13 protein-coding genes are annotated in these 13,811 nt (G+C 59.9%); 6 read left to right on the forward strand and 7 right to left on the reverse strand.

Annotation, left to right across the window (positions count from 1 at the left end):
• Positions 1–26: 26 nt before the first annotated feature.
• A complete protein-coding gene (locus tag B0E33_RS06750) occupies positions 27–707 on the reverse strand; it encodes a DNA-3-methyladenine glycosylase I (protein WP_023002093.1) in 681 nt (226 codons plus the stop codon).
• 144 nt (positions 708–851) lie between these two features.
• On the reverse strand, positions 852–1,601 hold the full coding sequence (locus B0E33_RS06755) for a protein phosphatase CheZ (RefSeq protein ID WP_075284389.1): 750 nt from the start codon (positions 1,599–1,601) through the stop codon (positions 852–854).
• A gap of 253 nt (positions 1,602–1,854) precedes the next feature.
• Between B0E33_RS06755 and B0E33_RS06760 the strand changes: the two genes are divergently transcribed.
• The 3 genes from B0E33_RS06760 to clcA all read left to right on the forward strand — a co-directional run bounded on the left by B0E33_RS06760 (position 1,855) and on the right by clcA (position 5,134).
• Entirely contained in the window at positions 1,855–2,580 is a 726-nt protein-coding gene (locus tag B0E33_RS06760; protein WP_077290760.1) for a DUF2927 domain-containing protein, read from the forward strand.
• A gap of 239 nt (positions 2,581–2,819) precedes the next feature.
• Entirely contained in the window at positions 2,820–3,617 is a 798-nt protein-coding gene (locus tag B0E33_RS06765; RefSeq protein WP_228148066.1) for a L,D-transpeptidase, read from the forward strand.
• A gap of 155 nt (positions 3,618–3,772) precedes the next feature.
• A complete protein-coding gene (gene clcA, locus B0E33_RS06770) occupies positions 3,773–5,134 on the forward strand; it encodes a H(+)/Cl(-) exchange transporter ClcA (RefSeq protein WP_023002097.1) in 1,362 nt (453 codons plus the stop codon).
• 43 nt (positions 5,135–5,177) lie between these two features.
• Here clcA and glcF read toward each other — a convergent pair whose 3' ends face one another.
• Positions 5,178–6,515, reverse strand: coding sequence for a glycolate oxidase subunit GlcF (gene glcF / locus B0E33_RS06775; RefSeq protein ID WP_023002098.1), 1,338 nt, complete (start codon positions 6,513–6,515; stop codon positions 5,178–5,180).
• Between the two features lie 268 nt (positions 6,516–6,783).
• Between glcF and B0E33_RS06780 the strand changes: the two genes are divergently transcribed.
• Positions 6,784–7,413 (forward strand): hypothetical protein, encoded by a 630-nt coding sequence (locus B0E33_RS06780; protein WP_156912353.1) that lies wholly within the window; start codon positions 6,784–6,786, stop codon positions 7,411–7,413.
• Positions 7,414–7,486: 73 nt separating this feature from the next.
• On the opposite strand, the gene B0E33_RS06785 is transcribed toward B0E33_RS06780, so the two are convergent.
• From B0E33_RS06785 to B0E33_RS06795, 3 genes are read right to left on the reverse strand one after another with little or no spacing between them, the layout of a single operon-like run.
• On the reverse strand, positions 7,487–7,846 hold the full coding sequence (locus B0E33_RS06785) for a DUF4870 family protein (RefSeq protein ID WP_023002100.1): 360 nt from the start codon (positions 7,844–7,846) through the stop codon (positions 7,487–7,489).
• Between the two features lie 44 nt (positions 7,847–7,890).
• Positions 7,891–9,069: a glycolate oxidase subunit GlcE gene (gene glcE, locus B0E33_RS06790; protein WP_208997779.1), complete on the reverse strand. Its 1,179-nt coding sequence runs from the start codon at positions 9,067–9,069 to the stop codon at positions 7,891–7,893.
• Between the two features lie 22 nt (positions 9,070–9,091).
• A complete protein-coding gene (locus B0E33_RS06795) occupies positions 9,092–10,573 on the reverse strand; it encodes an FAD-linked oxidase C-terminal domain-containing protein (RefSeq protein ID WP_023002102.1) in 1,482 nt (493 codons plus the stop codon).
• 170 nt (positions 10,574–10,743) lie between these two features.
• On the opposite strand from B0E33_RS06795, the gene B0E33_RS06800 reads away from it, so the two are divergent.
• Together B0E33_RS06800 and B0E33_RS06805 are read left to right on the forward strand one after the other, a co-directional pair.
• Positions 10,744–11,688 (forward strand): LysR family transcriptional regulator, encoded by a 945-nt coding sequence (locus tag B0E33_RS06800; RefSeq protein ID WP_077290764.1) that lies wholly within the window; start codon positions 10,744–10,746, stop codon positions 11,686–11,688.
• 140 nt (positions 11,689–11,828) lie between these two features.
• Positions 11,829–12,224, forward strand: coding sequence for a c-type cytochrome (locus B0E33_RS06805; protein WP_023002104.1), 396 nt, complete (start codon positions 11,829–11,831; stop codon positions 12,222–12,224).
• 112 nt (positions 12,225–12,336) lie between these two features.
• Here the strand turns inward: B0E33_RS06805 and B0E33_RS06810 are convergent, their stop codons facing one another.
• Entirely contained in the window at positions 12,337–13,635 is a 1,299-nt protein-coding gene (locus B0E33_RS06810) for a DUF3422 family protein (RefSeq protein WP_062490338.1), read from the reverse strand.
• Positions 13,636–13,811: the final 176 nt, after the last annotated feature.

Genomic DNA, 13,811 nt, shown 5'->3' on the forward strand with positions numbered 1-13,811 from the left:
AGTAACTCGTCAGGACCCAGTCACCTTCAGCGCCTCACAGGACGCTTGAATGCCGTGCGTGCGGCTTCAACGCTTTCCCGGCAGCAGCAGCCTTCCAGGTGGTCGTTGACCATGCCCATGGATTGCATGAAGGCATAGACGGTGGTCGGGCCGACAAAGCTCCAGCCGCGTTTCTTGAGATCCTTGGAGAGTTCGGTGCTTTCGGCCGTCTTGCCCAGGGTCTTTGCCGTGGCGAAGTCCAGCTTCTCAGGCCGGTTTTCCGGTTTCGGCTCGAATGACCAGAAGTATGCGGCAAGCGTGCCGAACTCCTGCCTCAGCTCCAGTGCCCGCCGGGCGTTGTTGATGGTGGATTCGATCTTGCGGCGGTGACGGACGATGCCGCTGTCCTGAAGACAGCGTTCGACATCCGCCTCGGTAAACTCTGCCACCCGTTCAAATTCGAAATTGGCGAAAGCTGCCCGGAAGGCGTCGCGCTTGCGCAGGATGGTCAGCCAGGACAGGCCCGACTGGAACCCTTCCAGGCAGATTTTCTCAAAAAGACGCCTGTCCTCGTCAACCGGCCAGCCCCACTCCGTATCGTGATAGCGCTGGTAGTCCTCCAGACCGCCATGCCACCAGCAGCGGTTCCTGTCGTCCTCGCCCAGCAGCAGACCTGTTACCGGATCGCGTTCCGCTTTTGCCGTTTCCGCCGGTTTCTGCTCTGCCATACGCCACCTTGATATTCACTGTTTGTTCCCATCTTGGTACCCTCCCCGATACCTTGAAGCAACCCGAAATGCGAGCCCGGCTTCAAAAACAAAAAACCCGGCCAGGCCGGCCGGGTTTCGAATTTTAAAGGCTAGAGACCTTTCTCAGGCGAACAGGGCGTCGATATCGTCCTGGGTCGCCACATCGATGTCGCTTTCCAGTGCGGGACCGTTGAGAAGGGCAGCGTCGCCTTCCTTCAGGTCGCGCTGTTCGACTTCGATATCCTTGAAGGTTTCGATGCCGCCCCAGATATCCATCATCTGCATGATGCGGTCTTCGACGAACCGCAGCGTCGATACCACCTTGGTGATGCGCTGGCCGGTCAGATCCTGGAAGTTACAGGCTTCGAAGATCTGGATGACCTTGTCCTGGATGTCGTTTGCAAGTTCGGCGTCTTCCTTGCCAAGTCGCGCGGACAGCGTGTTGGCGGTCTCGTCGATGAACTCTGCAGACGACAGGATCGTTTCGGTCGCCCCTTCCGTTCCGATCACCACGGCGTCAAGCTCGTTGGTGACCCGGGTCATCTCCTCGCCCTTGGAACCAGTGGTGTGATGCAGCGTCGCGATCTCGCGCTTTGTCTGGGCGATTGCCTCGTAGATGGCGTCGAGTTCAACCTTCAGCTTGGCGGCCTCGGACAGTTCCTTGCGGAATTCGGCCATGAACTTTGCGCTCATGGCTTCCGGATCAAGCGGTGCCTGTTGGTCCGGTCCGCTTTTCAGCATGGATTTGAGGCTGGCGATCTCTGCCAAGACTTCCTGGTGACGACGTTCTTCGGCATAGGCGGGGTTCTCGTTCGCCCCGGAATTCATGCGTATCAAGCTTTCCGCTCGAAAGGATCTTTTCACCGCGGCCATGCCTACTCCCGTTCCCCGCCCCTGCAGGCTTTCTTAAATCGCAATACCGACCCTTATAGCGCGGGAAGTTTAAAGAATTGTTTTTTCAATGCTTGGCGCGCCTTACGGCATAATTTGGTGTTTGGTAACGGTTTCTTGGCTTTCCTCGCGGCGGCGCTTTGGTTATCCTCGCGCAGATTGACAACGAACTGCTGCGCGCATGATCAGGCATGACCCTCAGGCCAATGTGGCTGCAAACGGTGCTTTGACCTAGATGAATTTCCTGCGCATCCTTTTGACCTGCCTGCTCTTTCTTACGGCCTCGATCACGCTGAGTTCCCCTTCGGCCGCAAACGATTCCTTTTCAACGGAAGAGCTGCTGGAAGGATTCGAGAAGACCGTATTCGGGCTTGAATACCGCAGCTGGAGCTGGCGTCCCTATCTGGTCAAGAAGTTCACCACCCCGGTCCTGTTCTACGTCCATAACCTGTCCGCGCGCGACAGGACACAGACGGTCCATCGCTTCATAAAGGAAATCGACAACCGCATTGGCGGATTGACGACCGGCGTCACGAACGATCCGGCCAAGGCGAATTTCGAGATCTATGTGGTCGACCGGGCTCAGTACGAACCGGTGGTGAAGAAGGACATTTACAAGAACGAACATGCCCGGGTTCCAGGCAGGTGCCTTGTTCGTGTCGTTTCCGGCCGCAAGGGCATCAAGCGCTCGGCAGCAGTCATCGTTTCCGACGAAGGCGAATTTCTTTTCAAGCGTTGTCTTGTCGAGGAACTTCTGCAGGGGCTGGGGCCGATGAACGACGACGAGCAGCTCACCCATTCGGTGTTTAACGATTCCTCGCGCCACAGCCGCTTTACGGTGTTCGACCAGATCATTTTGAACATGCTTTACGATCCGCGTATCAAACCAGGCATGTCGATGCAGCAGACCCGGCCGATCCTGCCGCTGGTGGCGCGCGATGCCAGAAGGCGCGTGCGTTAACCAAGGAATCGCGGAAAGCTTTGTCTTTTCAAACCACCTTCAAAGGTTAATCCGGCGACGACCGAAGCGCCTAGGATTTCATTAAGCCTGTTCCTCAACCAACAACTAACCATAAGAAAAGATTACCTGATTTCCGTGCGCCGGATTCATCTTTGCAACAGCCTGAGCTGCTTATCATCCTTGCCAATCCGTTAACCGGCGGCTGTAAAAGGCCGCTGAACGTGGTCGATGACAAGTTGATGAGTACTGCCATGTTGCTGCTGCGAAATATGTTTCCCAAGGCTCTCGCGTTTGCCGGTGTCCTGGTTCTTTCCACCGGCCTTTCCGGCACTCCGGCAACCGCGGGCCAGGTCTCGCCACCGCCGCTCGTGCTCAGCCCGAACCTGACAGAACCCTGGATGCTGCAACTGCAGCCCCAGGTCCAGCGGCGTTCGACGGCGCAGCGCTACCAGTTCAAGCAGCAACGTGTGCAACGGCCACGTGTCCAGCAGCAACAGCCGCAGGTGCGCCGCGCCAACTGGTGGTCTCCCCGCCAGCAGCCGGTCCGTCAGCAGCCGCAACGCCAGACACGAGCCCCGCAGTCGCGGCAGATTGCACCGCAGTTCCTGCCGACCATCGTGAACTATGACGGTCCGCACAAGGCCGGTACGATCGTGATCGATACCAACGAACGCTTCCTCTATCTGGTTCAGAGCGACGGCACCGCGCGGCGCTATGGTGTCGGCGTCGGCAAGCCCGGTTTCGAATGGGCCGGCACCCACAAGGTCACCCGCAAGGCCGAGTGGCCGGACTGGCGCCCGCCGGCGGAAATGCGCAAGCGTCGTCCCGACCTGCCGACCTTCATGGCCGGCGGACCGGAGAACCCGCTCGGCGCACGCGCCATGTATCTCGGGTCCACCCTTTACCGCATCCACGGCTCCAACCAGCCGTGGACCATCGGCCACGCGGTCTCCTCCGGCTGTATCCGCATGCGCAACGAAGACGTCATGGATCTCTACGAACGGGTCAAGGTCGGCACCACGGTGCACGTGATCTGACGAAGTTTTCCGCTTTCCGGCAAACGGAACACAGACGCGCGGCTCTGCCGCGCGTTTTTGTTGCCGGCACCTGCTTTTCTTTGCAGTCTGACGTCACGACAGGTCGAATCGCCGGCCTAGAGCAGTCTCCCTAAAGTCTCTTTCAGGACCGCGGCATGAAAGCCCCCCACATCTCCTTTTCGGTTCGATCGGATGCCGCCTATTTTCTCAAGGCGACGCTGGTCGGCATTCTGGTTGGCGGTCTGGCAACCGGATTTCACACCGGACTCGATTTCCTATTCTCCCGTTATGCGGCACTGCGACTGGCTCTTGGCCCGGGATACATGCCTTATGTCGTATCCATGGCCATTTCGGCAGCCTGCGTCACGGGAGCCTTTCTGCTCATCAGGCGGGTTGCCCCGGAAGCGGCAGGAAGCGGGATCCAGGAAATCGAAGGGGCCATGGAAGACAAGCGGCCGCTGCATTGGCCGCGCGTCCTGTTCGCCAAGTTTTTCGGCGGTCTGCTGGCGCTTGGGTCAGGGCTTGTGCTCGGCCGGGAAGGCCCCACCATCCACATGGGTGCGATGACCGCCGAGGCCCTGTCGCGGTCGCAGGACCTTTCGCCCGATGATCACAAGGGACTGCTGGCGGCCGGCGCAGCCGCGGGACTGGCCGCCGCTTTCAATGCCCCCCTGGCCGCGATCCTGTTCATTGTCGAGGAAACCCGCCGACAGTTTCCCTTCGGCTATCGCACCTACATGGCCGTCATCATCGCATCGATCCTGAGTGCGGCAATCACCGAACAACTGACCCATATCGGCCCGCCCCTGCAGGTGGATGTCGGCTATGTTCCGGTCTGGAGCTTCGCGCTGCTGGCGGTTCTGGGGGTTTTCCTCGGCGCGCTTGGCGTTTTCTTCAACCGGGCGCTGATCACGGTCATGGATCTCTTCCTGAAGATCCCTTCCGGCTTGCGCTGGGTCCCGGCGCTTGTCATCGGTGCGGTAACAGGCCTGTTGCTCAACGCCCTTCCCGCCGCGACCGGCGGCGGCGAAGAACTGGTCCACAACCTCATTTTGTCGAACTATGGCGTGATCACGTTACTAGTGCTGACGCTCCTGCGTTTCGGCGGGGTGCTGTTTTCCTACGCATCCGGTGTTCCCGGCGGCATCTTTGCGCCGATGCTGTCGATCGCGACCTGTGCCGGCCTCGCCTTCGGTGTCGCGTCGGCCGAATTCCTGCCGGTGGAAGACGATTTCCGCAGTGCCTGTGCCGTTGCCGCCATGGGCGGCTTCTTCGCAGCCTCTGTGCGCGCACCACTCGTCGGTGTTGTGCTGGTCATGGAACTGACCGGCGCCTATTCGCTGATCATGCCGGTATTGATCACCTGCACGACGGCATCATTGACGGCACACCACATGGGTGGTCGCCCCATCTACGAGGAATTGCTGGAACGCACGTTGCGGCTGGCCGGACAGCCTGTGGACGGCCCTCCGGACGGAGACAAGACACCGGTTCAGCTGGGCACACGGGAGAGCTGACGGGCTGAAAACAAGCCCGCGAGCCACTCGTCCTGCCGTTCAGCTATTCCGCTGCCTGACGCTGCTGAAGTACCGGCGTCAAGCTGTCGGGCTGAGGGCCGCCATAGACCCAGTCGAGCAGTTCCGCCGTGTGCAGGATCGGAATTTCCGTGCCAAGACCGATTTGCGTCATGCAACCGATGTTGCCGGTTGCGATCACATCCGGCCGGGTCTTTTCGATATTGGCAACCTTGCGGTCGCGCAGGCGGCGCGCGATCTCCGGCTGGAGAATGTTGTAGGTGCCGGCAGAGCCGCAACAAAGGTGGCCTTCAGGAACGTCCTTGACGGCAAAGCCTGCAGCTTTCAGGAGATCCTTCGGCTGCCGGGTGATCTTCTGGCCGTGCTGCATGGAACAGGCGGAGTGATAGGCAACCGTCAGGCCGGGCTTCATCGGCGGTTCACCGAGATCGACACCGGTCAGGAACTCGGTCACGTCCTTCGCAAGAGCTGACACCCGGGCCGCCTTTTCGGCATAGGCCGGATCGTCCTTCAGCATGAAGCCGTAGTCCTTGATTGTGGTGCCACAGCCGGATGCCGTGATCAGGACGGCATCCAGCCCTTCGCCCTCGGCTTCCTTCATCCACACATCGACGTTGCGACGGGCGTTTTCCAGCGACGCTTCTTCCTTGCCCATGTGATGAACAAGCGCACCGCAGCAGACTTCCCCCTTCGGCATCACGATCTCGTACCCGGCCCTGCGCAAGAGCCGGATGGTCGCGTCGTTGATGCCGGGATTGAGCACAGGCTGGGCGCAGCCGCTGAGGAGTGCAACACGCCCCTTGCGTTTGGGGCTTTCGGCCGCAAAGACCCCCGGTCCCTCCAGCTGGCCGCGGCCCGGCGCCTTTGCCGGGGCCAGTTCCAGCATGGCGCCCATCCGGGCAAGCGGGCCGCCCATCATCTTCAGCAGCCCGGCGAATGGCCGGCCGAAATAGGCGCCGATCAGCGCCAGCCGGAACCGTTTCGGATAGGGCAAGACAAACGCAAGGACCGAGCGCATCAGGCGGTCGGCAAACGGTCGCTTGTAGGTCTTCTCGATGTGGATGCGTGCGTGATCGACCAGATGCATGTAGTGCACGCCGGACGGACAGGTGGTCATGCAGGCAAGGCAGGACAGGCATCTGTCGATATGCTTGACGATGGTTTTGTCTGCTGGACGGTCGTTTTCCAGCATGTCCTTGATCAGGTAAATCCGGCCTCGAGGGCTGTCGAGCTCATCTCCAAGCAGTGTGAAGGTCGGACACGTGGCCGTACAGAAACCGCAGTGCACGCATTTGCGCAGGATCTTCTCCGACGCTGCAACGTGACTGTCCTTGAGCTGCTCTGCGGTGAAATTTGTCTGCATTGCTCCCCGTATCCCTCAATGACCCGTCGTTGCGGGTTTCTCCTTCCGAGCGAGGCGGATCGTACGGTCAGAAGGAAAACGGCACAAGGCACCTTTGTGGCACAACGGTTTTGCCGGCACGGACTTTCTGCCTCACCACCTCCCCCTTCCCTGAACGGACAGATGGAACATGAACCCGGGATAAACAGTGCACTCAGAACCGGTTCAACCGGGTCTGCCTAAGTTCCGAAGCGTGGGCGAAAGAAATGCCAACCAAGGAATTGATTTGATGATTAAGACGATTTCAAAAACTGCCGTTCTGACCGCTGTTCTCGCCAGTGTCGCAACCGGAGCCATGGCCAAGGACTGGATCGAGAAAGTGGAAGTCAAGCGCGACGGCATCGACGTCATTCCCGTCGAAGTGAAGGCCAACGCCTACAATTACACCAAGATCAAGTCCGGCAATCACCGGTTCCTGCTGCGCCTGTCGGCAAAGGCGACGAATGGCGAGCGGATTGTTGCCATGAAGGTCGGTTCCTTCAAGGACGTGCTTTACTTCGAAGGGGACGGCAACCTTTGGAGCAAGAGCTTCCAGAACCGCGACGTCGGCGCGGGCACGAAGCGTTCGGTTTCCATTTCCTACACGCCGGTTATCCCGATGGCGAACGTCAAGTGGCAGGGCTGGGATCCGGTCCAGGCCTGCTCGCTCAACCTGGACAAGGTTCTTAAGAGCGGCATGAAGAAGTCGGTCGCGCTCAGCAAGACCTGGACGGTGTCGGCCAAGGCCTATTTCGAGCTGGACGCTGTGGCCGCGAAGAAGAACAAGGCCGAAAAGAACAAGTGGTCGTTCAAGAACACCACGCATCAGCGCGATGGTTATGGTTACGACGTGACGGTGAAGTGCCTGCCGGCGCAATGACGTTCGCCGCACCGGCAGCCTGGTAAAGGTTCATGGCCCGTGCCGCGCCTTGCGGACGGGCCTTGCCCTCTTGTCAGAACATCCAGGTTTCCGGGTTGGGCACAGGCTCGTTACGGCCTGCAAGCTGAAGCCCCTTGATGCAGCGGACGATCATCCAGATCAGTACGGCAATCAGCATCAGGAAGCCGATCAGGATCAGGGTCAAAAGACCACTGACGATGCCGAACAGCAGCCCGATCCAGAAAGTGCGGATCTGATAGGTGTAGTGACTATCAACCCAGGCCGAGCCCTTGCCCCGATTGAGATAGGCAAAGATGACACCGACAATGGCGGTGAACGGCACGATGATATTTGCCAGATAAAGAATATAGATGAGCGTGGCGTTCTTGCCGCCTGGCTCCATGTAGCCTGAAACGTCGGACTGTTGATCCATGAAGGCACTCCGTTGGAAATGCGTGTGACAATTATGGCCTCACACTACACACCACTGACCATTTTTCCAGGATTTAGAATGCCTTTCGGGTCGAACTGTTCCTTCAGGCGGCGAGACAGTGCCGCGAGCGGAGCAGGCTGCGGGTGAAACACCGGCACATTGGACCGCTGGGACGCATCGGCCCGCACAAGTGTTGCGTGACCGCCGCCGACGGCATCGATCGCAGCCCTGATTTCCGCCTCATGCAGGCTGCCATCCAGACACGAGAGCCAGACAAGGCCGCCACTCCAGTCGTAATAGGCCTGAAGCTCGAACGCCTCCCCCAGGTTGGCAACCAGTTGCGGCCCTGCGGTCGGGGCAACGGAAAGCCGCCAGACCGGGGTTTCACCACCCGCGTAGGGTTTGACATCCCGGATCGTCTGCCAGAGAGCACCTGTTTCCGATGCCTCCAGTCGCGACGGCGTGCCATAGGTGCCAAGCAAGGCCTGCAGGGTCTTGAAGCGGTAATCCACCGAGGTCGAGAATCCTTCCAGGCGCAATACGGTTGAGCTGCTGCCGCCGTTCACCCCCGCAGGCAAATGGGCCGCGCCAGACACTTCCGCCGACGATCCCATGGCCTTGCACAATGCCTTGATGCCATCGTCGTCATCGAGCCCGGAAAGCACGAATGTTGCAGAGGTCTCCGGCTTGGGATTGACCTTCAGCGTCACGGTCGTTGCAACGGCAAGCGTGCCATATGCGCCGCACAGAGCCCGCGGCAGGTCATATCCGGTGACGTTCTTGACCACCTTGCCGCCGGAATTGAAGATCTCGCCGCGCCCGGACACCGCCTCCATGCCAAGCACATGATCGCGAGCAGCCCCGGCCTTGATCCGGCGGGGGCCGGAAAGGTTGGCTGCAAGCACGCCGCCGATTGTCCCCTGTGCCGGTGTAACGCCCAGGAGCGGGCCGAAGTCCATCGGCTCGAACGAAAGCTCCTGACCGTTGTCGTCGACCAGCTTTTCCACTTCGGCAATTGGCGTACCCGCCTTGACCGTCAGCACCAGTTCCGCAGGTTCATAGCTCTCGACCCCGGTCAAACCCGACAGGTCCAGCACATGAGCGGCCTGCACAGGGCGTCCGAGCGTTCGTTTCGAGCCCTGACCGATGATTTCCAGCGGCTGGTCTTCGGCAGCAGCCCAGGCCACCACCTTTTCCACGTCGCCGGTGTTTCGCGGTTTCATTGTCGCGTCCATGCCCCTACCCTCAGAACCGCGGAATATCTGGAAAGGGCAACTGGCCCTTGTGTACATGCATCTTGCCAAGCTCGGCGCAGCGGTGCAGCACCGGAAAAACCTTGCCCGGATTGAGAAGATGCTTCTGGTCGAAAGCGCATTTGACCCGTTGCTGCTGCTTCAGGTCCGCTTCGGAGAACATGTCTGTCATCAGATCGCGTTTTTCGATGCCGACACCGTGCTCGCCGGTCAGAACGCCGCCAACCTCAACGCAAAGTCGAAGAATATCGGCTCCAAAGGCTTCCGCCGCATCGAGTTCACCCGGCTTGTTGGCGTCGTAAAGGATGAGCGGGTGCAGGTTGCCATCACCGGCGTGAAAGACATTGGCAACGCCCAACCCGTGTTTTTCGGCCAGCTCCCGCATGCGGGCCAGCACCTTCGGCAGTTCGCGGCGCGGGATGGTACCGTCCATGCACAGGTAATCCGGGGAAATGCGGCCCACCGCCGGGAACGCGGCCTTGCGGCCGGCCCAGAAGGTCATGCGCTCTTCCTCGCTTTCTGAAATGCGCACGTGGCTGGCCTGGTTGGCCCTGGCGATTTCCTCGACACGGCCGATCAGGTAATCGACCTCGCGCTCCGGCCCATCCAGTTCCACGATCAGCAAGGCCTCGACATCACGCGGATAACCTGCGTTGACGAAATCCTCCGCGGCGTGGATGGCGGGCTTGTCCATCATCTCCATTCCGCCTGGAATGATGCCGGCGGCGATAATATCGGCCACACAGCGCCCCCCGTCCTCGCTGGTCGGAAAGCCGATCAGGAGCGCCCGCGCCGTTTCAGGCTTTTGCAGGATCCGCACGGTGACTTCGGTGACGACGCCGAGCAGGCCTTCCGAACCGGTCATCAGCGCCAGCAGGTCATATCCCTCGCTGTCCAGATGCTTGCCGCCGAGGCGAATGACCTCGCCGGTGACAAGCACCATTTCAAGGCCGAGAACGTTGTTGGTGGTCAGGCCGTATTTCAGGCAGTGCACACCACCGGAGTTCTCCGCGATGTTGCCACCGATGGAACAGGCGATTTGCGACGAGGGATCCGGCGCGTAGTAGAAGCCCTCGTGCTCGACCGCACGTGTAATGCCCAGATTGGTGACACCCGGCTGAACGACCACGGCCCGGTTGTCATAGTCGATATCGAGCACGCGGTTGAACTTCATCATCGACAGCAGAACGCCATCTTCCAGAGGCAGCGCGCCGCCGGAAAGCGAGGTGCCCGCCCCGCGTGGCACGACTTTCACGTCATTGTCATGACAGTATTTCAGAACCTTCGATACCTGCTCGACCGTCTCCGGCAGGACGACGATCAGTGGCAACTGGCGATAAGCCGTCAGCGCATCGGTCTCATAGGCGCGCATCTCGCGTTCGTCATGGATTACCCCTTCTCCGGGCACAATCGCCTGAAGCGCGCTCAGGATTTCCTGGCGGCGGGCCAATACGGCCTGATCTGGCGCGGGCATCGCAATGGCGGTCACGAAATGAACTCCTTCTACTTTTTAATACGTTGATCCAGTTGAATTGGTCCTACGTAACATGAGATGGCAGTGAATTACCCTTGCTTAAGTGTGGCAAGGTTCGCGCCCGAGGAAAACGACCGGCAAATACTAATTGTCTTTCTGAGAGATTGAAAATGAGCAATCTGACCGACATGGAGATTTTCGCAAGGGTGGTAAGCGCCGGCAGCATGTCGGCAGCCGGCCGCGAAATGAGCCTGTCGCCCGCAGTCGTCTCCAAACGCATCCGGCGTCTGGAAGAAAAACTCGGTACCAGACTGCTGCAACGGACCACTCGCCAGATCGCCATGACGGAGGCCGGACAGGGCTTTTACGAGCGCGTTGTGGCCATTCTTGCCTCCGTTGAAGAAGCCGAATCATTTGTCTCGCGCGGCTCGGCCAAGGCACGCGGCAACCTGAAGGTGGCCGTTCCGACGTCCTTCGGCCGGCTTCACATTGCTCCGCACCTTGGCAAGTTCCTGGCTGAAAACACCGATCTTTCGGTCAATCTCGATCTGTCCGACGATTTTGTCGACATCGTCGGTGACGGCTATGACCTTGCCATCCGCATTGCGGAGCTCTCCGATTCCAGCCTCGTCGCGCGGCGCCTGGCACCGGTCCACCGCGTCCTGTGCGCAAGCCCGACCTATCTCGAAAAATACGGCACTCCGCAAAGCATCGAGGATCTTGTCGCAAACCATGTGACCATTGCCGCAACCAACCAGGACCCTTGGCGGCTCGCCGGTCCGGACGGGATCGAGACCGTCCGCACGCAGGCGCCGGTCAAGACCAACTCCAACGAGGTCGTGCGCGAATGCCTGTTGGCCGGCGTCGGCGTTGCGCTTCGATCGACCTGGGACGTAGGTCCGGAGTTGCGTGAAGGCAAACTGCAAATTCTCCTGCCCGAGTACCGGGCCTCGAAGGATGTCGGACTTTATGCCGTTTACCCCAGCCGCCAGTTTCTGCCGGCCAAGGTGCGTGTCTTTATCGACTTCCTTGCCGGGCTCTATGGCTCATCCCCCTATTGGGACCATGGGCTTGAGGACTGGTTACGCCTGCCGAGCAACGCCCGCGCAGGCTGACCTTCCACCCGGACGCCAAACGATCCCAGTCGGCGATCGCAGCTTGGCATGCGGGATGCGACGGTCCGTCACTTGCATCAAGGCCTGACATCCTGTTCTGTTGACGGGGGTTTTAAACACCCAAACCGAGGGAGATATACATGCAGCGACTGCTGATGATCGCCGGAACCGCGCTTCTGGCCCTGACCGTTCAGGCAAGCGCCGAAGGCGACCCTGCCAAGGGTGAGAAAGTATTCAAGAAATGCGCCGCTTGCCATGCGGTTGGACCCGAAGCCAAAAACAAGGTCGGTCCGGAACTGAACGGCATTGTCGGCCGGGCATGGGGCGCGGTTGACGGCTACAAGTATTCCGCCAACCTGCTCGAATTGGCCGATGGCAAGGTGTGGGACGCCGAGACGCTTGACGTTTACCTGACCAAGCCGAAGGATCTGATTCCGAAAGGCAAGATGGCTTTTGCCGGCCTGAAGAAGGAAGACGACCGCGCCAACGTGATCGCCTATTTGAACCAGTACAACGAAGACGGTTCCAGCAAGTAAGCACTGCTTGCCGACTGACGACAAAAGGCCGGGATTACCCGGCCTTTTTTTCTCTGGTGAAGCCTCTCGTCAGTCATCCCGGACGCAGCGAAGCGCGCTGCCATTTACGTCTTCAGTGCTCACCGTGTTGCTGACGGATGCGCTTGACGGTCCACCAGATCACCAGCACGACCAGCGGCACGGATATGCCGGTCATCAGGTTGGAGTCAGGCAGAGGCAAGCCGGTTTCCTTGGCGGCTTTCGCCAGATAGGAAATCAGGCCGACGACGTAGTAGCTCACCGCGGCAACGGACAGGCCTTCGACGGTCTGCTGCAGGCGGAGTTGCAGATGGGCACGCCGGTTCATGGATTCCAGCAGCGAACGATTCTGCTCTTCCAGTTCGACGTCGACCCGCGTGCGCAGGAGCGTGGTTGCCCGCGCCAGTTTGCGCGAGAGCATCGCCTGACGGTCTTCGATCGCCTGGCAGGTGCGCATGGCCGGGGCAAGCCGGCGGACGAGGAAGGACGCCATTGAAAGTTCGCCGGGGGCAGCCTCTTCACGCAAGGTTTCCAGCCGTGCCCGGACGATCTGGTCATATGCGCGGCTCGCGCCGAACCGAAACGTGCTGGCGGTTGCCCCCGCTTCCAGCGCGGCGGCAAGGCCGCTCAGTTTGTCCAGAAGCTCCTGATTGGCGCCGAGCGCGGAGGTCTCCTGCATCTGGCCGGTCAGTTCCGCAAGCTCGATCTCGAAACGCCTGATATCCGGCTGAAGTCTGGTTGCCTCGAACAGGCCCAGCATGGCCAGCGTTCGATAGGTCTCGACCTCGAGAAGCCGCTGGACAACGGCGCCGGACTGAACGTCGCTCAAGGTCCGGTTGCAGACCAGGAGCCGCGTGAGCCCATCGCCATCCTGCCGGAAGTCGGTCGCCACCATCGCAGCGCCGTCTTCAAGGTTGGAAACCGTCAGGCTGGCTTCATCGAACTGGCTTCGCCATTCCTTGCCTTCATCACCACCGCGCAATTCCAGCCGGACGGCGACCAGCAGATCGCCGGGCGCCCGAAACGCAGCGCCAAAGGGGTGCTTGATCGGCACCTGCCCGAAAATCGTTTGTTCGTGGGCGCTACCATCCCAGGTGTAGGTGGTGAATTCCGCGTGCTGTTCCCAGCTCAAGGTGCCACCGCCGAAATTGACGGTGTGATGACGGGCTCCGGGCGCAGGACCGTGGCCACCGCGGGAAATGCAGAACTCAGACAGCCAGGCATGATCTCTGGCGGCTTCCTCAGCATCTGTCAGGAAAGCGTAGTGAAGCACCGTCCGCGGACAGGGCAGCGGACGAAACGGCCGCGCATGAACCTCCCCCAACACCTTTTCCCGCAAGGGAGATGTGCGAAAGGCAGGAAAGGTGGACCCGTTTTCTGATCCCTGATCCAAGGAGCAACCCCGACTTTGGAAATGTTCTGTCAATTCTACATTCCGCTAAGGCACCGCCGAAACCAATCCGCATTTTTGCCGCAGCAGACAATTGGGTTTCCGGAGAGACATTTCAGCAACAAATAATTGGACAAAAAAATTGACCAATTTTGAAAGCGGCGCTATTTTCCGCGCCA

The sequence above is a fragment of the Roseibium algicola genome, assembly GCF_001999245.1.
GTDB classification, from domain to species: domain Bacteria; phylum Pseudomonadota; class Alphaproteobacteria; order Rhizobiales; family Stappiaceae; genus Roseibium; species Roseibium algicola.